Source organism: Frigidibacter sp. RF13 (genome assembly GCF_026626305.1).
Classification (GTDB): domain Bacteria; phylum Pseudomonadota; class Alphaproteobacteria; order Rhodobacterales; family Rhodobacteraceae; genus TMP-24.
The window spans coordinates 38,744-56,325 of record NZ_JAPNUE010000011.1 but is presented as its reverse complement, the minus strand read 5'-3'; the positions used below and the strand labels follow the sequence as shown (position 1 = coordinate 56,325).

The 17,582-nt window shown below is 64.3% G+C and carries 17 protein-coding genes; 8 read left to right on the top strand and 9 right to left on the bottom strand.

Translation table 11 applies throughout. The features are described from left to right. Positions 1-35: 35 nt before the first annotated feature. A complete protein-coding gene (locus OU426_RS16135; RefSeq protein ID WP_267635113.1) occupies positions 36-857 on the top strand; it encodes an ABC transporter permease in 822 nt (273 codons plus the stop codon). Between the two features lie 117 nt (positions 858-974). Here OU426_RS16135 and dapB read toward each other — a convergent pair whose 3' ends face one another. Next, the gene (gene dapB / locus OU426_RS16130) at positions 975-1,793 is read right to left on the bottom strand and encodes a 4-hydroxy-tetrahydrodipicolinate reductase (protein WP_267635112.1); all 819 of its coding nucleotides are present in this window, start codon (positions 1,791-1,793) and stop codon (positions 975-977) included. A gap of 99 nt (positions 1,794-1,892) precedes the next feature. Here dapB and rbfA point away from each other — a divergent pair, with 99 nt between their 5' ends. The 3 genes from rbfA to truB are packed head-to-tail and all read left to right on the top strand — an operon-like array spanning position 1,893 to position 3,968. Beyond that, positions 1,893-2,318 carry a 30S ribosome-binding factor RbfA gene (rbfA, locus tag OU426_RS16125; protein ID WP_267635111.1) on the top strand — a complete coding sequence of 142 codons (426 nt, stop codon included), beginning with the start codon at positions 1,893-1,895 and terminating at the stop codon, positions 2,316-2,318. Continuing rightward, positions 2,302-3,045, top strand: coding sequence for a phosphodiester glycosidase family protein (locus tag OU426_RS16120; RefSeq protein WP_420712608.1), 744 nt, complete (start codon positions 2,302-2,304; stop codon positions 3,043-3,045). Before rbfA ends, OU426_RS16120 begins: the two co-directional genes overlap by 17 nt. Before the next feature lie 23 nt (positions 3,046-3,068). After that, a complete protein-coding gene (gene truB / locus OU426_RS16115; RefSeq protein WP_267635110.1) occupies positions 3,069-3,968 on the top strand; it encodes a tRNA pseudouridine(55) synthase TruB in 900 nt (299 codons plus the stop codon). Here truB and OU426_RS16110 read toward each other — a convergent pair. Together OU426_RS16110 and OU426_RS16105 are read right to left on the bottom strand one after the other, a co-directional pair. Continuing rightward, positions 3,958-4,575, bottom strand: coding sequence for a pyridoxamine 5'-phosphate oxidase family protein (locus OU426_RS16110; RefSeq protein ID WP_267635109.1), 618 nt, complete (start codon positions 4,573-4,575; stop codon positions 3,958-3,960). The two genes, truB and OU426_RS16110, sit on opposite strands and share 11 nt — an antisense overlap. 10 nt (positions 4,576-4,585) lie before the next feature. Continuing rightward, the gene (locus tag OU426_RS16105) at positions 4,586-5,050 is read right to left on the bottom strand and encodes a nuclear transport factor 2 family protein (RefSeq protein ID WP_267635108.1); all 465 of its coding nucleotides are present in this window, start codon (positions 5,048-5,050) and stop codon (positions 4,586-4,588) included. Between the two features lie 115 nt (positions 5,051-5,165). Between OU426_RS16105 and OU426_RS16100 the strand changes: the two genes are divergently transcribed. Further along, positions 5,166-6,071 (top strand): LysR family transcriptional regulator, encoded by a 906-nt coding sequence (locus OU426_RS16100; protein ID WP_267635107.1) that lies wholly within the window; start codon positions 5,166-5,168, stop codon positions 6,069-6,071. Here the strand turns inward: OU426_RS16100 and OU426_RS16095 are convergent. From OU426_RS16095 to OU426_RS16085, 3 genes are all read right to left on the bottom strand, one after another. After that, positions 6,068-8,041: an oxidoreductase gene (locus OU426_RS16095; protein WP_267635106.1), complete on the bottom strand. Its 1,974-nt coding sequence runs from the start codon at positions 8,039-8,041 to the stop codon at positions 6,068-6,070. The genes OU426_RS16100 and OU426_RS16095 overlap by 4 nt on opposite strands. Before the next feature lies 1 nt (position 8,042). Then, positions 8,043-9,587: a trimethylamine methyltransferase family protein gene (locus OU426_RS16090; protein WP_267635105.1), complete on the bottom strand. Its 1,545-nt coding sequence runs from the start codon at positions 9,585-9,587 to the stop codon at positions 8,043-8,045. Between the two features lie 115 nt (positions 9,588-9,702). Then, entirely contained in the window at positions 9,703-11,160 is a 1,458-nt protein-coding gene (locus OU426_RS16085; protein ID WP_267635104.1) for an aldehyde dehydrogenase family protein, read from the bottom strand. Positions 11,161-11,414: 254 nt separating this feature from the next. Here OU426_RS16085 and OU426_RS16080 point away from each other — a divergent pair, with 254 nt between their 5' ends. Further along, entirely contained in the window at positions 11,415-12,068 is a 654-nt protein-coding gene (locus tag OU426_RS16080; RefSeq protein WP_267635103.1) for a peroxiredoxin, read from the top strand. 138 nt (positions 12,069-12,206) lie between these two features. On the opposite strand, the gene OU426_RS16075 is transcribed toward OU426_RS16080, so the two are convergent. Further along, complete coding sequence (locus OU426_RS16075; RefSeq protein WP_267635101.1) at positions 12,207-12,893, bottom strand: response regulator transcription factor; 687 nt, start codon at positions 12,891-12,893, stop codon at positions 12,207-12,209. Positions 12,894-13,068: 175 nt separating this feature from the next. Here OU426_RS16075 and ribA point away from each other — a divergent pair, with 175 nt between their 5' ends. After that, complete coding sequence (ribA, locus tag OU426_RS16070) at positions 13,069-14,142, top strand: GTP cyclohydrolase II (protein ID WP_267635099.1); 1,074 nt, start codon at positions 13,069-13,071, stop codon at positions 14,140-14,142. Next, positions 14,139-14,669, top strand: coding sequence for a L,D-transpeptidase family protein (locus tag OU426_RS16065; protein WP_267635098.1), 531 nt, complete (start codon positions 14,139-14,141; stop codon positions 14,667-14,669). The genes ribA and OU426_RS16065 overlap by 4 nt, the downstream gene beginning before the upstream one ends. A gap of 16 nt (positions 14,670-14,685) precedes the next feature. On the opposite strand, the gene OU426_RS16060 is transcribed toward OU426_RS16065, so the two are convergent. Further along, complete coding sequence (locus OU426_RS16060; protein ID WP_267635097.1) at positions 14,686-15,339, bottom strand: YggS family pyridoxal phosphate-dependent enzyme; 654 nt, start codon at positions 15,337-15,339, stop codon at positions 14,686-14,688. Continuing rightward, entirely contained in the window at positions 15,326-17,491 is a 2,166-nt protein-coding gene (locus OU426_RS16055) for a tetratricopeptide repeat-containing sulfotransferase family protein (RefSeq protein WP_267635095.1), read from the bottom strand. Before OU426_RS16055 ends, OU426_RS16060 begins: the two co-directional genes overlap by 14 nt. Between the last annotated feature and the right edge of the window lie 91 nt (positions 17,492-17,582).

Below are 17,582 nucleotides of genomic sequence, written 5' to 3'. Positions count from 1 at the left end.
CCGCGAAGCGCGCTGGTAGTCGGGAACGAGAGACAATGTTCAGTCAGGGACGGCGGCCAAGAAGCTCTTTCGAGGCAACGCTCGAAACATTCGACCTGATCTACCACTGCACCGTGCGTTCGCTGCGCGGCAACGGATCGAACGCGCTGCTCTCGCTTGCGTCGAATTTCTCGCAAACCATGGTGATGATCCTCGCTCTCTACACCACGATGACGCTGATGGGGTATGGTTCGAATTCCATGCGTGGGGATTTTCTGGTTTTCCTGATCACCGGTGTGATGTCCTACGTGACCTACAAGAAGACCATGACTTCGGTCTTTGGATCGGAAGGGGCGACATCACCGATGATGCTGCATGCGCCGATGAATCCGGCGATCGCGCTTGCGGCGGCCTGCGTCAGCTCGCTCTATCTGCAAGTTGTCACCGCTACAGTGATCCTTTTCGGCTATCATTGCGCTTTCAAGCCGGTCGAAATCGACGATCCTGCCTTCGTGTTCACCATGCTGCTGCTCGCCTGGCTGTTCGGTATCGGAACCGGGCTGGTACTTCGGGCGATCAAGCCTTGGGCGCCGAAGCTCGCGCCGACTCTTCTGATGATCGTCCAACGGGTGAACATCTTCGCGTCAGGCAAGATGGTGGTCGGTAACAGCCTGGGCTTCGGCTATCTCTATCTTTTCAACTGGAACCCACTCTTTCACATCATCGACCAGATGCGCGGGGCGGTCTTCATCAACTATATCCCGCGCAATTCTTCGGTCGAATATGCACTGATCGTATCGCTCGCGCTGATCGTCCTCGGCATGATGGGCGATTTCTTCACCCGCCAGCGCGTGTCGCTCCACTGGTACGCCCGCTGAGCGGCCCCGCCTGTCGGGCCGCTCGTGCTGCCCAGCGTGCACTTTTCGCTGGCAGCGCTCGACGAGAGCACGATGGGATCGAAGGGGCGCCTGGTATCGTTTGCACGGATAGCCGGTTCAGAGCCCCAACACATCCATCATGTCATACTGTCCGGGCTTGCGGTCCTGACCCCAAAGCGCGGCTTTCAACGCGCCGCGCGCAAAGATCGCGCGGTCGGTGGCGATGTGGCGCAGCACGATCCGCTCGCCGTCAGCTGCGAAGATCACATCATGTTCTCCAACGATGTCGCCGCCCCGGATCGCCGAGAGGCCGATATCGCCACGCTTGCGCGCGCCAGTGATCCCGTCGCGCCCGCTAACGCGATGGTCGGCAAGCGTTATGCCCCGGCCCGCCGCAGCAGCTTCAGCCAGCATCAGCGCTGTGCCTGAAGGCGCGTCGACCTTCATCCGGTGATGGGCCTCGACCACTTCGATATCCCAGTCGGCATCCAGAGCCGCCGCCACCTTTTGCGTCAGCCGGGTCAGAAGGTTCACGCCAAGGCTCATGTTGCCCGCCCGCACGATCACCGCATGACGGGCGGCGGCGGCGATTTTCTTCAGATGCTCGTCCTCAAGACCGGTCGTGCCGATCACATGCACGGCGCGGGCCTGTGCCGCCAGCGCCGCGAATTCGACGGTTGCCGCCGGCGCAGTAAAGTCGATCACCGCATGCGCCTTGGCAAAAGCCTGAAGCGGGTCGTCGGTGACGGTGACGCCGAGCGTTGCCCCACCCATCGCCTGGCCAAGGTCCATGCCCACCCATCCGTGGCCTTCCCGCTCGACGGCGCCCGCGAGCCGTGCTTTGTCGGAGCGCAGGATCTCGCGCACCAGCATCTGGCCCATGCGCCCCGAGACGCCGGTGATCACGATGCCGGGAAGCGGGGGCGAAACGGACATGGGCGGCACTCCTTGCAGGCTTGGGCATTGCTTAGCCGCTCGGGGCGGCCTTGGCAAAGCCCCGTTGCGGGTGCCGGGCGATTGGCCTACATGGGGCCCATGGCACAAAAGCGCTTCTCTTCGGGGTCCGGCCCCTCGCAACGCCAGCTGCGCGTGGGCGAGCTGATCCGCCACACGCTGGCGCAGGTCTTGGCGCGTGGCGATGTGCATGATCCCGACCTCAATCGCTTTTCAATAACCGTGGGCGAGGTGCGCACCTCGCCCGACCTCAAGATCGCGACCGCCTTCGTGCTGCCGCTCGGCGGTCACGACGCGGATGCGGCGCTTGTCGCGCTGAACCGCAACCGGACGGAATTGCGCCGTCTTGTATCACGCGAGATGACGCTGAAATTCGCACCTGAACTGCGCTTCATGATCGACCAGACCTTCGACCGTCTCGACGAAACGCGCAGGCTCTTTTCCGACGAACGCGTGCAGCGCGACATCGCCCGGACGGATGGACCGGAAGATGAAGAGCTGGACTAGGGCCGCAGCGCTTTTCGGCCTCAGCTTCTTCGCTCTTCCCGCGTACGGCGGCGACTGCCGGGACATGGAGTTCGAGGAAGCCAGCTACACCGTTTGCGAGGCGGCGGCGGGCGAGGACCTGCGGCTGTTCCTCAATGGCCCCGACGGCCGACCGCTGGGCACTTTCGGCGCGGTACAGGCGCAGTTGGCCTCCGAGGGCAAGCGGCTCGCCTTTGCCATGAACGCGGGCATGTATCACGACGACCGCCGTCCAGTTGGATATTATGTCGAACAAGGTCAGGAACAGGCGCCCCTGCAGCGCAAGCCCGGACCCGGAAATTTCGGCCTGCATCCGAACGGTGTTTTTTGCGTGACCGCTGACGGTTTCGCTGTGATCGAGACGCTGGCGTTCGATGCCGCGCGGCCCGCGTGCCTTTACGCCAGCCAATCCGGACCGATGCTGGTCCTTTCCGGCGCGATCCACCCGAAATTCGTGGCTGCCTCGCCTTCGGTCAACATCCGCAACGGCGTCGGCGTTAGCCGCGACGGGCGGCAGGCCTATTTCGTGATCTCGGACCAGCGGGTGAACTTCCATCGCTTTGCCCGTTTCTTCCGCGACGGGCTGAACCTGCCCGACGCGCTTTTCTTCGACGGCACCATCTCGCGGCTTTATGCACCAGACCTCGGGCGCGACGATTTCGGTCTGCCGATGGGGCCGATGATCGGCCTTGTCGTGCCGTCGAACTGACCTGCCCAACAGACGGATGTGACATGGGACGCAAGACGGGACGCGACATTTCGGGCTGGCTCATCGTCGACAAACCGGCGGGCGTGACCTCGACCGCCGTCGTCGGCAAGGTCCGCTGGGCGCTTGAAGCGAAGAAGGCGGGCCATGCGGGCACGCTCGACCCAGCGGCGACCGGCGTTCTGGCCGTGGCTCTGGGCGAGGCGACGAAGACGGTGCCTTATGTGACAGATGCGCTGAAATGCTACCGGTTCGCGGTGCGGCTTGGCGCGGCGACCACCACGGATGACGCCGAGGGCGACGTCATTGCGACCTCGGACAAGCGGCCATCGGACGCCGAGATCGAAGCAGCTCTCGGCGCCTTCCGGGGCGAGATCATGCAGGTTCCGCCGCAGTTTTCCGCCGTGAAGGTCGAGGGCGAACGCGCCTACGATCTGGCGCGCGAGGGCGAACGGCTTGATCTGGCGGCCCGCCCGCTCTGGGTTGAAAAGCTGGAGATCGCCGGGCGGCCGGATGCCGATACGGTCCTTCTGGAAATGGTCTGCGGCAAGGGCGGCTATGTCCGCTCGGTCGCACGCGACCTTGGTCAGGCTTTGGGCTGCCTTGGCCATGTCCTGTGGCTCCGCCGCGAATGGTCGGGGCCCTTCGAGGCCAAGGACGGGATCAGCCTTGAAGAGATCGACCGGCTGGCCCGGACCGAGGTGCTGGACGCGCGGCTATTGCCGCTTGAGGTCGGGCTTGACGGGCTGACCGAGGTACGGGCCACAGCCGAAGGCGCGGTCCGGCTGAAGAACGGCAACCCCGGTCAGGTCATTACCGGCGCCGAGTTCGGCGAGGAGGTCTGGGTCAGCCATCAGGGCCGCCCCATCGCCGTCGGCCAATATCGCGGCGGCGAGGTTCACCCGAGCCGGGTGTTCAACCTGTAGCAAGAACCTTCAACCGCGCCACCTCGGCTTCGAGTTCGGCGATTCGTTCGTCGCGGGTTGCGAGCGCTGCGGCAACATCGACGGCCTCGAACCGCTGCGGGATATGCTGAGGGCAGTTGATATCCCAGGCCTCAACCGTGAACAGGATCACCTGTTCGGGCCGCGCCTTGTAGCCTTCGGGCATCAGCCGGTCCATGAGGTCGTCATCGCCCTCCACCACCCGCGCCCTTCCCCAAATCTTGATCCGCCGGCGGTGGGCATAGTCGATCAGGAAGATGAAGGCGCGCGGATTGTCGGCGAGGTTTCCGGACGTGATGAACTGGCGGTTTCCGGCAAAGTCCGCGAAGGCGAGCGTGTGATCGTCCAGCACCTTCAGGAAGCCAGCCGGGCCGCCACGGTGCTGGATATAGGGCTGGCCGTCGGCATTGGCCGTGGCGAGGAAGAAACTCGTCTGTGCCGCCGCGAAAGCCACCAGATCTTCGGTGATCGTTGTACGAAACCCGCCTGCCTCTTCTTGGCGGGCATAGGCTCGACGCGATCCTTTCCGGGACTGGATCGCCTTGACGGTCGGGGTGAAAGCGATGTCGCTGGAGGGTGCGGTTGTCATGGCGCGATCCTCACAGGCCAAGGTCACTCAGGCCGAGATGGTCATCGGGGCGGCGGCCTTGCGGCCAGTGGAACTTGCGGTCCTCGGCCCGGATCGGAAGGTCATTGATGCTGGCATGGCGCGTGCGCATCAGGCCCTCTTCGTCGAACTCCCAATTCTCGTTGCCGTAACTCCGAAACCAGTTTCCCGCATCGTCGCGCCATTCATAGGCAAAGCGCGCGGCGATCCGGTTGCCGGCAAACGCCCAGACCTCCTTGATCAGCCGATACTCCAGCTCGCGCGCCCATTTGCGGGTCAAGAAGGCCTCAATCTCGGCCCGGCCGGTGACGAATTCTGCCCGGTTCCGCCAGCGGCTATCCTCGGTATAGGCCAGCGCCACCCGGGCGGGATCGCGAGAATTCCAGGCATCCTCGGCCATGCGGGCCTTCTGGGCGGCGGTTTCGGCAGTGAAGGGCGGCAGCGGCGGGCGGGACATGATTTTTCGGTTCCGAACGGGTTGTGACAGCGACGCGCGGAAGGTAGTATTTCCGAAAATCGAGAGGTATCCGGAAAAGTCTGGATCCATCCTTCCAGAATTCGGGAATCTGAACTTGGACCGTTTCGATGCGATGGCCGTCCTTGTCGCCGCGGTTGATGCCGGCAGCCTGTCAGGCGCAAGCCGGGCACTGCGGCTGCCCCTCGCAACCGTCAGCCGCAGGGTGGCGGAACTGGAAGCCCAGATTGGTGCCCAGCTTCTGATCCGCACCAACCGTCAGGTCCAGTTGACGGAAGCGGGCGCATCCTATGTCGCCGCCAGCCGCCGCATCCTTGAAGATCTTGCCGAGGCCGAACGCGCGGTCGCGGGTGAATATGTGGCGCCGAAGGGCCTCTTGACGATCACCGCGCCCGTTGTCTTCGGCCGCCTGCATGTGCTGCCGGTCGTCAGCGATTTCCTTCTGGCCTATCCCGACATCAGCGTGCGCCTGACGCTCGCCGACCGCGTGCTGCATCTGACCGATGACCATATCGACCTCGCGCTTCGCATCGGCAATCTGCCTGACAGCAGCATGAAGGCGCTAAGGCTAGGCGAGATTCGCCGGATCGTCTGCGCGAGCCCCGCCTATCTGACAGCGCGCGGCAGGCCGGAGCGGCCGGAGGAGGTCGCCCGCCATGACTGCGTCGCCTTTAGCGGCATCGACGCGGTGCAATGGCAGTTCGCTACGGATGGCCGCGAGCAAAGGGTCACAGTCCGGCCGCGGTTGCTGGTCAACACGGCGGAGGCGGCGATCGACGCCGCTGTGGCGGGGCTGGGACTGACGCGGGTCCTGTCTTACCAGATCGCGGCAGCGGAACGGGCGGGGCAGTTGGTAGAGGTTCTGAAGGACCACGCCCCGCCCCCGGCGCCGGTGCAACTGGTCTATTCCGGCCAGGGCGTGTTGCCGCTGAAGCTGCGCACATTCATCGACTTTGCCGCGCCCCGCCTGCGGGCTGCACCGACCCCGGGAATGGAACATTAGATCGACAGCGCGACCTTGCGGCCTTCGTGGAACGCGTAAGCCGCGAGGCGCGGGGCGGCGCAGTCACCGATACGGTGGGTGTTTTTGCCGGCGAAAGTCTCGGGGAATGGATCGAAAGAGCGGTTGGTTGTCGTCATCACCAGATCGGACGCTTCGATCACCTGTTCCTCGCCTGTCAGCAGGTTGCGCACCGTCGCGCCATTGCCGTGCCAGGCGGCAATGCAATGTTCGGTCATGAAGCGGGCGCCAAGGCGGGCGAGTTTGCGGCGGGCGGCGCCGTCGGCCGAGGTGCGGGCAACCTCGCGGCCCACAAAGGGTTCGGGTGTGACGATCACCACCTCTTTGCCCTGTTCGGCCATCGCCCAGGCCGTGCCGACGCCGCGCCAGTTCGAGCCTTCGTCGTAAAGGATCACGGTCTGGCCCAGCCGCGCCTCGCGCCGCATCACCTCTTCGGGCGACCAGACATGGCCAAGGTCGATCCCCGGCAGGCGGGGAAGATGTGGCAGCCAGCGCTGGAAGCCGTTCGGATCGGGCAGCGAACCGGTGGCCAGGATCACCCTGTCGGCAGGGTGGGCGGCAATTTCGTCCGCGTCCAGGAAGCTGTTTAGCCGGAGCGTGACGCCCAGGCGCGCGAACTGGCGTTCGTACCAGTCCATCAGGTCGAGGATCTGCGCGCGGCGGGGCTGCAGGCCCGCCAGCCGGAACTGGCCGCCGATTTGTGGCGCGGCCTCATGGATCTCCACCCGGTGGCCACGCTCGGCGGCCGCACGCGCAGCCTCTAGCCCCGCCGGGCCCGCGCCAACGACCAGCACGTCGCGCGGCGTCGCGGCGGGCGTGAACCGGTCACCGCCCCATTCCCATTCGCGGCCCACGGACGGATTGATCAGGCAGGAAATCCAGTAGTCGCGCGACCGGCGGCCCCAGCACATCTGGTTGCACGAGATGCAGCCCCGGATGTCGTCGGCCCGTCCCTCCATGGTCTTCCGTGCCAGATGCGGGTCGGCGATCTGGCCGCGCACGATCGACACCATGTCGGCCTCGCCGCTGGCGATGATCGTCTCGGCATTCTCCGGCGTGCGGATGCCCGCCTCGGACGTGACCTTGGCGTGGCGAAGCGCGGCCTTCAGTTGGCGCGTGAAGGGGGTCGTCAGCTTTTCACCTTCGGTGAAGGCCGGGATGATCCCTTCGAAATCGAGGTAGGATCCGTAGCCCACCGTCACATAGTCGACATGGCCAGTGGCGTCATGCAGCGCGACCACCTCGCATAGGTCGTCGCCCGACAGCATGACCGGATAGGCGGTCGAATGGCTGACGGCGAGGCCTATGATGAAATCCTCGCCGCAGTCGCGGCGGATGCGTTCGATGAGGAGCCGCGAGAAGCGGGTGCGGTTTTCCAAGGACCCACCCCAGCGGTCGTCGCGGTCGTTCGACCAGGGGGTCCAGAACTGGTCGATCAGCGAATGGTAGGCGGCCCAGACCTCGACCCCCTGAAAGCCGCCCTCTTTCGCGCGCCGGGCGGCGGCGGCATGGGCGTCAAGCAGCTCTTCGATCTCGGCCTCGGTCATCCGGTGGCTACCGTCGCTGTCGTGATAGGACGGCCCGCCCGAGGGCGACCAGTGCGGCTGGAACGACAGGTCGGAATCGCCATGTGCACCGACATGGTAGATCTGCTGCAGAATGACCGCGCCCGCCTCTTTCACCGGCTCGGTGATCTTGCGGAAATGCGGGATGATCGCGTCCGTCTCGTGCAGGTAGTTGCCGCGCGTGAGGACGCCAGTCCTATGCGCGGGCACCGGTTCGGCCACGATCATCGCGGCCCCGCCCAGCGCGCGTTCCAAGAGGTAGCCGCCAAAGCGCGGCCCCGGCAGGCCCATGTCGGACATGTTCGCGGTATGGGCGCCGAAGACGATGCGGTTGCGCAGCGTCTGGCAGCGAAGGCTGATGGGCGAAAGCAGGCGCGCGTGCGTCATGCTAGTACCAGGCATCCGCCATCCCGGCCTTCTTGCGTTCGATGAAATCCTGCAGCGCCGCGTCGGTGCCTGCGTCCAAGGGCGGCGCCTCGTAATCGCGCAGCCGTTCCTTCCACAGCTTGTTCGCCCGCGTCGCGGCATCGACCGAGCCTGCCAGCTCCCACTGTTCGAAGGGTGAATTGTCGGCCGTCTCGCTATCCCAGTAGGCGGTTTCGTAGTTGGCCAGCGTATGGGCTGAACCGAAGAAATGGTTGCCCGGTCCGACTTCGTCAAACGCACTTTCCGCGAGTTGGTTTTCGTCGATCTTCACGCCGTCCAGATAGGTATGGAGCGCGCCGCAAAGGTCGGCATCCAGCATGAACTTCTCGTAGGACATGCTGAGCAGCCCGTCGAGGAAGCCGGCCGAATGCAGGATGAAGTTCGCCCCGCAATGGACGGCGGCGAGCATCGACATCGTGCCCTCGGTCATCGCCTGCGCATCCGGCAGCTTCGACGTCGAGAAATTGCCCGAACAGCGCAAGGGCAGGTTCAGCCGCCGGGCGATCTGGCCGATGACCATCGAGCCGATCGCCGGTTCCGGCGTGCCGAAGGTGGGCGAGCCGGTCTTCAACTGCGTCGAGGACAGGAAGTTCCCGAAAACGACCGGCGCGCCTTTCCGTTCCAGCTGCGTCAGCGCGCAACCCACCATCGTCTCGGCCACTGCCTGGGCAATCGCGCCCGCGTTCGTGACCGGCCCCATCGCGCCGCCGAGGATGAAGGGCACCACGACCGCCGCCTGATTGGCGCGAGCATAGGCGCGCAAGCTCTTCGTCATCGTCCCGTCCCAGACGAGCGGCGAGTTGACGTTCACATTGCCTAGGATCACGCAATTGCGGTCGACGAAGTCGGCGCCGAAGAGGATCCGGCACATCTCGATCGAATCCTCGCTGCGCTCCTCTGCCGTGACCGAGCCCATGAAGCAGCGGTCGGAATAGCGGATGTGGGAATAGACCATATCCAGATGGCGCTTGTTCACCGGCACGTCAGTCGGTTCGCAAATCGTGCCGCCGGAATGATGGAACCAGGGCGAGGATTGCGCGAGCTTGATGAAGTTCTGGAAATCCTGCAGCGTCCCGAACCGCCGCCCGCGGTCAAGGTCCATCACGAAGGGCGAGCCATAGGCGGGTGCAAAGACCACGCCCTTGCCGCCGACCTGCACGGAATTCGCGGGGTTGCGGGCATGTTGGGTAAATACAGCGGGCGCGGATTTCAGGATTTCGCGCAGCATGCCCGGTTCGAACCGGACGCGCAGGTCCTCGATCTTTGCACCGGCCTTCTTCCACAGATCCAGCGCCTCGGGGTCGTCGCGGAAATCGATGCCGACCTCGGCCAGAATGCGGTCCGCCGCGCGTTCGATCGCCTGCAGGCTTTCCTCGCCCAGAATGTCGTAGGTCGGAATGTTGCGGGTGATATAGGGCCGGTGCAGGTGGGTGTGGTCCGTCGAAGACCGTTCCCGCCGCCGCGCCTCGCGCCCGCCATGACGTGTTCTTGCAACTGCTTCGGTCATCGCTTCCTCCCCGATACCCCGAAGATGCTATGCCCCTGTGGCCGCCCGCGAAAGCAACAGGGCCGACAGATTGCCGGCCCCGCTTGTCGTTTTCAGTCTCTGGTCCGCGGGCCGATCATTCGGCCGCCATGTCGACCGCAGAATCCCAGCCCGAGATTGCCTTGACCTCCAGGAACTCCTCAAGCCCCCAATGGCCGCCCTCGCGTGCCCGGCCCGAGGCTTTGACGCCACCGAACGGCGCCCCCGCCCCGCGCGGCTTGCCGTTCATCTCGACCATGCCGGATTTCAGCGTCCGGGCCAGCCGGTTCGCCCGGGCGCCGTCGGTCGTCTGGACGTAATTCGTCAGGCCGTAAGGCGTGTCGTTGGCGATCTTCACCGCCTCTTCCTCGGTCTCGAACGGGATGATCGACAGGACGGGCCCGAAGATTTCCTCGCGCTCGATGGTCATGCCGGGCGTCACGTCGGCAAAGATCGTGGGCTTCACATAGAAGCCCCGGTTGAACCCCTCGGGCAGACCCGGACCGCCCGCGACCAGCCGCGCACCCTCGTCGATGCCCTTCTGGATATAGCCCTGGATCTGTTCCCACTGGCGCTTGTTGACCACCGGGCCGACATGGTTGCCATGCTGGCTGGCCGGGCCGACCTTGATGGCGTCGGCCAGTGCGGCGGCCTTCGAAACGGTCGCCTCATAGACCGGGCGTTCGACCAGCAGGCGCGAGGGCGCATTGCAGGACTGTCCGGTGTTGTCCATCATCCGCTTGACCGACCGTTCGATCGCCTTGTCGTCGGCGTCGGCGAACAGCAGGTTCGCGCCCTTGCCGCCCAGTTCCAGCGTCACGCGCTTCAGGCTTTCGGCCGCTGCCTTGGAAATCGCCTTGCCCGCGCGGGTCGAGCCGGTGAAGGAAATCATCTCGACATCGGGATGTTCCGAAAGGCGGCTGCCGACGCCCATCCCGTCACCGTTCACCAGGTTGAAGACCCCGGGCGGCACGCCCGCGTCATGGCAGAATTCGGCGAACATCATCGCGTTCAGCGGGCTTTCCTCGGACGGTTTCAGAACGCAGGTGCAGCCCGCCAGCATCGCCGGAATGGCCTTCAGCGCGATCTGGTTGACCGGCCAATTCCAAGGCGTGATCAGGCCCACGACCCCAATCGGCTCCAGCGCAATCATCGCGCCCGGCGCATGGTCGCCGAGCGGCTTGATCCATTCCAGCTTGTCGAACGCCCGCAGGAAGTTCTTCGTATGCCAGGGCAGGCAAGAGGCCTGCTCGTTCAGCGCAAAGTCGATCGGCGCGCCCATCTCCATCGAAATCGCATGGGCGAATTCTTCCTTGCGCGCCTCGTATTGGTCGAGGATCCGGGCAACGATCTCGCGCCGCTTGGCGGGCGGCGTCGCCGACCAGGCCGGGAAAGCCGCCTTCGCCGCCGCGACCGCGTGGTCGGCATCCGCCGCGGAGCCGAGAGAGATTACCGCGCAGGGCTCTTCGGTCGATGGGTCGATGACCTGCCAGTCGCGCGCCTCACTGGGTTTCACCCATGCACCGTTGATATAGAACTCGCGTTTCTCGATCATCCTGGTTCCCTTTTTCCGGTCCGGCTATCCTCTTGCCGGATAATTTGATCAAATATTAGCATCCCGGCGCGGCGAGATCAAACAGGTCCAGCTGCCTCGATCGCTCGCTGGGAAGCGGGACATTTGGCGATCTGTGCGGTGAGGTGCGAAACTCCGTCCTCTTTTCGGCGAAACTAGCTGCGGACAGGTGAAATTCTGTTCCAAAAGGCCTATCTGATGGCCCATGTACGACAGCGCCAGACAAGGAGACCACCATGGGCCTGCGCATCAATGACGTCGCCCCCGATTTCACCGCCGAATCGACCGAAGGCACGATCCGCTTCCACGACTGGATCGGCGACGGCTACGCGATCCTCTTCTCGCACCCTCGCGATTTCACGCCGGTCTGCACCACCGAGTTTGGCGCGGTGGCGCAACTCGCCGCCGAGTTCGAAAAGCGTGGCACCAAAGTGATGGGCGTCTCGGTCGATTCAGTCGAAGACCACGCCAAATGGAAGCGCGACATCGAGGCTTTCGCCGGCGCGCCCGCGAATTTCCCGATCATCGACGATACGTCGCTTGCGGTCGCCAAGGCCTATGACATGCTGCCGGCCGACTATTACCTGCCGACCGAGGGCCGCACGCCCGCCCATTCGGCCACCGTCCGCACCGTCTATATCATCGGGCCGGACAAGAAGGTGCGGCTGACCATGACCTACCCAATGTCGATCGGCCGCAACTTCGCCGAGATCCTGCGCGCGCTTGACGCCGTGCGCGCCACCGACGGTGTGCCCTTCGCCACGCCCGCGAACTGGGTTCCCGGCCAGGATGTGATCGTCGCCCTTTCCGTGCCGACGCCCGAGGCCGAGGAGCGGTTCGGCAAGCTCGACATCAAGCTGCCTTACCTGCGCTTCGCCAAGCGCCCGTAAGGCCCAAGGTCCGGCTGTGACAGAGGTCATGGCCGGGCCGTCCGCCCGTGCCTTCCGCCAAAAAAAGACCCGGGCCGAAGCCCGGGCCAGTCCAACAGGGAGGATGCCGCATCATGACCCCGACGCGGCCAGGGGAACTCATGGGTTCAGTCTATAGCCCCCGGATTCGGTAACAAGAAGGCGGGCGTTTGACGGATCTGGTTCTATTTTTTGTCTCAATCGGTAAATGTGTGTTTCCAAAGTGTGAGTAGTCACGCCGGCATTATAGCCCCAGACCTCATGCAGCAGAACGTCGCGCGCCACCACGGTTTCACCCGCGCGGTAGAGGAATTTGAGGATGTTGGTTTCCTTCTCCGTCAGGCGGATTTTCTTGTCTTTCACGTCGATTAGCATCTTCATCGCCGGCTTGAACGTATAGGGCCCAAGGCCGAAGACCGCATCTTCCGACTGCTCATGCGTCCGCAGCTGCGCGCGGATACGGGCCAGCAGGACGGGGAACTTGAAGGGCTTCGTCACATAATCGTTCGCGCCAGCGTCGAGGCCCAGAATTGTGTCAGCATCCGTATCGTGACCGGTCAGCATGAGAATCGGGCATTTCACGCCCTGCTTCCTCAGCTTGCGGCACAGTTCCCGCCCGTCGGTATCGGGCAGGCCCACGTCAAGCACGATCAGGTCATAGGCGGCGCCCTTGGCCTTCTCGACCGCTTCCGCACCGCTACCGGCCTCGAACACGTCGAAATCGTCGGTCGAGATGAGCTGTTCGGCCAGCGCCTCGCGCAGATCCTCGTCATCGTCGACGAGCAGGATTTTCTTCAGGGTCGCCATATCGGCCTCCGCCTCGGTCGTTGGGTAAGACTTGGCGGCTTGGGCGCGCCGCGGCAAGGGATGCGACATAAGTCTCACGGGGTCGTGTCGAAAAGCCGCGCCATGTTTCAATTTCCTGCAGCGCGGACTATCTAAGGCAGGTCGATTGTTGCAAACCTCGTGCCCCGGAATTCCTATGACGCTCGGCCCCTCTCCCGTCGAACGGCTGAACCGCGCCCGCGCCGATCTGCGCATGGGGGTGCCGGTGGTGATCGTGGCGGCCGGAGAAGTGCTGGTGGTCGCGGCCGCCGAAACGCTGGAGGCCGAGCGGCTGGCGGCGTTTCGCGCGCTCGGGTCACCCGTCGTAGGCCTGACGGCGCGGCGAGCCGAGGTGTTGAAGATCGCGGCCTATGACGGCGATCTGGTCAGGATTGCCCTGCCGTCGGAAGCCGATGTCAGCTGGATTCGCGACCTTGCCGATCCGTCGCACGATCTCTCGCGGCCGATGAAAGGCCCGTTCCGGGCAGAGCGTGCCGGTGATGCCGCGCCCATGCGCGCCGCGCTGGCGCTGATCAAATCGGCGCATCTTCTGCCCGCCGCCGTCGCCGTGACGCTGAGCCGGGCCGAGACTGGGCTGACACATCTCGTCTTGGCCGAACTGCCGGCGCTTCTTGCCGCTACCACACCCTTCCATCCGGTTGCTGCGGCCCGCGTGCCGCTTGCCGCAGCCGAGGCGGGTCGCGTCCACGTCTTCCGACCCGAGGCGGGCGGCGAAGATCACTATGCGATCGAGATCGGCAGTCCTGACCGCCACAAGCCGGTCCTGGCGCGGCTGCATTCGGCCTGTTTTACCGGCGATGTGCTCGGCAGCCTGAAATGCGACTGCGGGGCGCAGCTTGCCGCCGCACTGGCGCAGATGGCAGAGGAGGGGGCAGGCGTGCTTCTGTACCTGAACCAGGAGGGCCGCGGTATCGGCCTTGCCAACAAGATGCGCGCCTATTCTCTGCAAGATCAGGGCTTCGACACGGTCGAGGCCAACCACAGGCTGGGTTTCGAGGATGACGAGCGCGATTTCCGCATCGGCGCCGAGATCCTCAAACGCATGGGCTTCACCTCGGTCCGGCTTCTCACCAACAATCCGGCGAAGATCACGATGATGGAGAGGGCGGGAGTCGCGGTTGCCGAACGCGTGCCCCTGAAGGTGGGCCAAACCCGCCAGAATGCCGCCTACCTCGCCACCAAGGCGAAGAAGTCGGGGCACCTCCTGTGAGCCCCGCCGACCTGGTGCTGACGCCGACCGGGCTTTTGTTTCACGGTCGCCGCTTTCCGGTCACCCGGGGCCGAAATGGCATCACGGATGACAAGCACGAGGGCGACCTTTGCACGCCGTCAGGCAGCCTTCGTATCATCGCCACGCTCTATCGCCCCGACCGCCTATCGCCACGCGAGATACCGCCCTGGGCAGCGCCGATCGGGCTCAAAGACCGCTGGTGCGACGCGCCCGACCATCCTGACTATAACCAGCTGGTGACCAAACCCTTCGGCCAGACAAACGAACGGCTGCGGCGCGCCGATCCGCTCTATGACCTGGTGATGATCACCGACTGGAACTGGCCCGAGGCCGTGCCCTACCGCGGATCGGCGATCTTCCTGCACCAATGGCGGCGGATGTGCCATCCAACGGCGGGCTGCCTTGCCTTCCGCCGCGACCATCTGATCTGGATCGCGGGTCGCGCGGTTCCGGGCACCCGGCTCCTCATCCGCCCTGACAGGCGTCTTCGGAGCGAAGAGGGCTGAAAGGCCCGATAAGCGGCTAGCCGTAAGCGCGCGCGCCGAAAATCGCGGAACCGACGCGCACATGAGAGGCGCCTTCGGCGATTGCCGCCTCAAAGTCACCCGACATGCCCATGGACAGACCCGAAAGGCCGTTCGCCTCGGCGATCGAGCGCAGAAGCCGGAAGTGCGGCGTGGAATCCGCGCCTTCCGGCGGGATGCACATCAGCCCCGATAGCGGCAGCCCCATCGCCCGGCAGTCACGGACAAACCCGTCCGCATCCCCCGGCAGAACGCCTGCCTTCTGCGGCTCCTCGCCGGTATTGACCTGCACAAACAGCTCCGGCGAGGCGCCCCGCGCCCCGGCGAGCCGCGCGAGCTTGTCCGCCAAGGACGGCCGGTCGAGCGTATGGATCGCCTCAAAGAGTTCGACCGCGAGCTTGGCTTTGTTCGTCTGCAAAGGCCCGATCATATGGACTTCGACGCCCGGGAACCGCGCCCGCCAGGCAGGCCACTTGGCTCCCGCCTCCTGCACGTAATTCTCGCCGAAGAGCCTGTGCCCCTCGCCCAGCACCGCCTCGACCCGCTCCGCTGGCTGAACCTTCGACACGGCGATCAGCCGGACCGATCCCTCCGCCCGCCCCGCTGTCGCTTCAGCCGCCCGCACCCGGGCTAGAATATCAGTCAGAGACAAGGCCACGCGCCTTCAGTTCGTCGAGCATGGGCTTCAGATCCTTCTCGAACCTCTTCCAGCCCTTGACCGAGCTTTTGCTGATCGGCTGGCGGACCTGATAAAGGCTGAGCGTCTCGACCTTGCGGTCGTTGTCCTCTGGCCTCAGGCAGGCATCCTCCCATTCCAGCCCACAGGCCGCGATCAGCTTGCGTGTCTCGGGTTCGGGGTCGGCGACGAGCTTGTCATAGTCGACTTCGTAGAATTCGCCTGGCATCACCTCGCGCCAATAGTCGACGATCTGAACAAAGGTCTCGTACAGCACGACGAGGTCGTGCTGATCGTAGGCATAAAGATGCGCGCCGTCGGGAAACTTGTTCTTGTACATCGACAGAAGATTATCGCGGGGATCGCGGCGCACCACGACGATGCGGGCGTTGGGGATCGCAAGCTTCACAAGGCCCAGATAGAGATAAGTCTGGATCGATTTGTCGGAGGCAAGGAGCTCGTCGCCGAACCGCTCTCGCATGAATGCCGCATACTCCCGCCCCAAACCGGCGATTTCGGAATCGGAGACAGAGCTAATTGCGCGCAAACCCGTTCCCTTGGTCAAGAGCTTCTGCGCAAGGCCGGTAATCTTGCCGACTTCGCCAGCCCCTCGAACGCGCGAGTGGCTGGAGATGATCTGTTCAACAAGTGTCGTACCCGATCGCGGCATGCCGGTGACGAAGATCGGAGCGTAGTCTGTAGTGTCCGCGACAATACGACCGCTCCAGTCTGACCCGGCATAAGCAGCCCTAAGTGCCTCGCGCTCGCGTATCTGGCTGTGAGGGTCATAGGCAAATATCTTGCGCATCAACGCGTTCGCAGCGTCAAGGTAACCGAATACGCGGCCATCGTCCTTCGTATCCTCCAAAGCCTTGGCGATGGCGAAGCCAAGGTTCATCCGGTCGAAGTCGCTGAGGCCCTTCTGATTATAGATATTGATCATACGATCGATCACCGGATCGCCTGCCTTGGTCTTGTGCGCGGCGATGTAGGATCGATAGTTCTCGCCGTTGGTGGGATCGATCTCGAATGCACGCAAGAACAGCGGGCGCGCTTCTTCGAAACGGCCGAGCGTCTGAAGTGCCATCGCCTTGCCACCCGTGGCGATGGGTGAATTCGGGTCGGCCGCAAGCGCGCGCTCGTAGTTTTCCAGTGCAGATTCGTCCTTGCCGAGGCGAGCCTGGGCCTGGGCAAGCATGCCGAGCGCCTCTGCCATCTTGCCGTCGCTGAGCTCCACCGCCTTCTCGAGTGCCGTTTCTGCCTTCGCATAATTCCGCGCACGCGTATGTGCGTTGCCGAGCGCTAGCCAGCAGGTCGGCGACTTCGGATTGGCGGCGACCGCCCTTTCCAGCGGCGGGATTCCGGCCTGGGCCTGGCCGAGCAATGCGAGACAGGCAGCGAGATTGATGATCGCGGAAACCATATAGGGCGCGACGATCACCGCCTGACGCAGATGCGGAACTGCTTCGGCGGGCTGGTGCAGTTGCATCAGAATCCGGCCAAGGTTGTCGTGCGCCTCGGCATAGCCAGGATCGATCTTGATCGCATGGCGGAAATGCGGGGCAGCCTCGGCCAGACGGCCTCGCATTGCTTTCGTACCGCCAAGCACATTCGCAGCAACCGCCAGCTCCGGGTCTTGCCTGAGAAGCGCCGAGGCCAGCGCCTCTGCCTTCTCGAAATCACCCTTACCCATAAGGTCGAGAAGCCGCGCCGTATCACGTGCTTTCTGACCCACGCCAGAGCGCTGGGACTTCGCGCGCTTGGCGGCGAACCGGTCCTGAAGCTCGATCCGGAGTTCGGGCCGCAGCGACGCCCCTTTTATCGCGGCAAGGAACTCGGTCTCATCCTCGGCGTTGCCGCCCAAGGCCAGCGCCTCGGCCCAGCTGATCCAGATCGCACTCTCGGCGGGCTTCAGCCGCGCCGCAGAACGTAGAGGTTTCAACGCAAGCTTCGCCCGGTTGCTTTCGATTGCGACCCGGCCGACCTGATAATGCGCCTCGGCAAGGTTCGGGTTGGTCTCAACAATCGCCTCGAGCCGTTTCAGCGCCTCGTCGAAGCGCTTCGCCATGATGTCCTTCAAGGCCGCAGCATAGAAGGACTTGATCTGGTCGTTGGTCAGGGGCGGCATCATCGGGATCCAAGTGAAAAGTCGCACGGACCTTAGCCACGCCCCCCCGGATTGTCGAGTTCACGGCGCGGGAAACAACCCCAGAAAAAGA

Bases quoted from the DNA above. Each gene is read 5' to 3' on its own strand.
- OU426_RS16075 (WP_267635101.1), bottom strand. From the start codon at position 12,893: ATGGCGACCCTGAAGAAAATCCTGCTCGTCGACGATGACGAGGATCTG.
- truB (WP_267635110.1), top strand. From the start codon at position 3,069: ATGGGACGCAAGACGGGACGCGACATTTCGGGCTGGCTCATCGTCGAC.
- rbfA (WP_267635111.1), top strand. From the start codon at position 1,893: ATGGCACAAAAGCGCTTCTCTTCGGGGTCCGGCCCCTCGCAACGCCAG.
- OU426_RS16095 (WP_267635106.1), bottom strand. From the start codon at position 8,041: ATGACGCACGCGCGCCTGCTTTCGCCCATCAGCCTTCGCTGCCAGACG.
- OU426_RS16090 (WP_267635105.1), bottom strand. From the start codon at position 9,587: ATGACCGAAGCAGTTGCAAGAACACGTCATGGCGGGCGCGAGGCGCGG.
- OU426_RS16080 (WP_267635103.1), top strand. From the start codon at position 11,415: ATGGGCCTGCGCATCAATGACGTCGCCCCCGATTTCACCGCCGAATCG.
- ribA (WP_267635099.1), top strand. From the start codon at position 13,069: ATGACGCTCGGCCCCTCTCCCGTCGAACGGCTGAACCGCGCCCGCGCC.
- OU426_RS16110 (WP_267635109.1), bottom strand. From the start codon at position 4,575: ATGACAACCGCACCCTCCAGCGACATCGCTTTCACCCCGACCGTCAAG.
- OU426_RS16120 (WP_420712608.1), top strand. From the start codon at position 2,302: ATGAAGAGCTGGACTAGGGCCGCAGCGCTTTTCGGCCTCAGCTTCTTC.
- OU426_RS16055 (WP_267635095.1), bottom strand. From the start codon at position 17,491: ATGCCGCCCCTGACCAACGACCAGATCAAGTCCTTCTATGCTGCGGCC.
- OU426_RS16085 (WP_267635104.1), bottom strand. From the start codon at position 11,160: ATGATCGAGAAACGCGAGTTCTATATCAACGGTGCATGGGTGAAACCC.
- dapB (WP_267635112.1), bottom strand. From the start codon at position 1,793: ATGTCCGTTTCGCCCCCGCTTCCCGGCATCGTGATCACCGGCGTCTCG.
- OU426_RS16105 (WP_267635108.1), bottom strand. From the start codon at position 5,050: ATGTCCCGCCCGCCGCTGCCGCCCTTCACTGCCGAAACCGCCGCCCAG.
- OU426_RS16135 (WP_267635113.1), top strand. From the start codon at position 36: ATGTTCAGTCAGGGACGGCGGCCAAGAAGCTCTTTCGAGGCAACGCTC.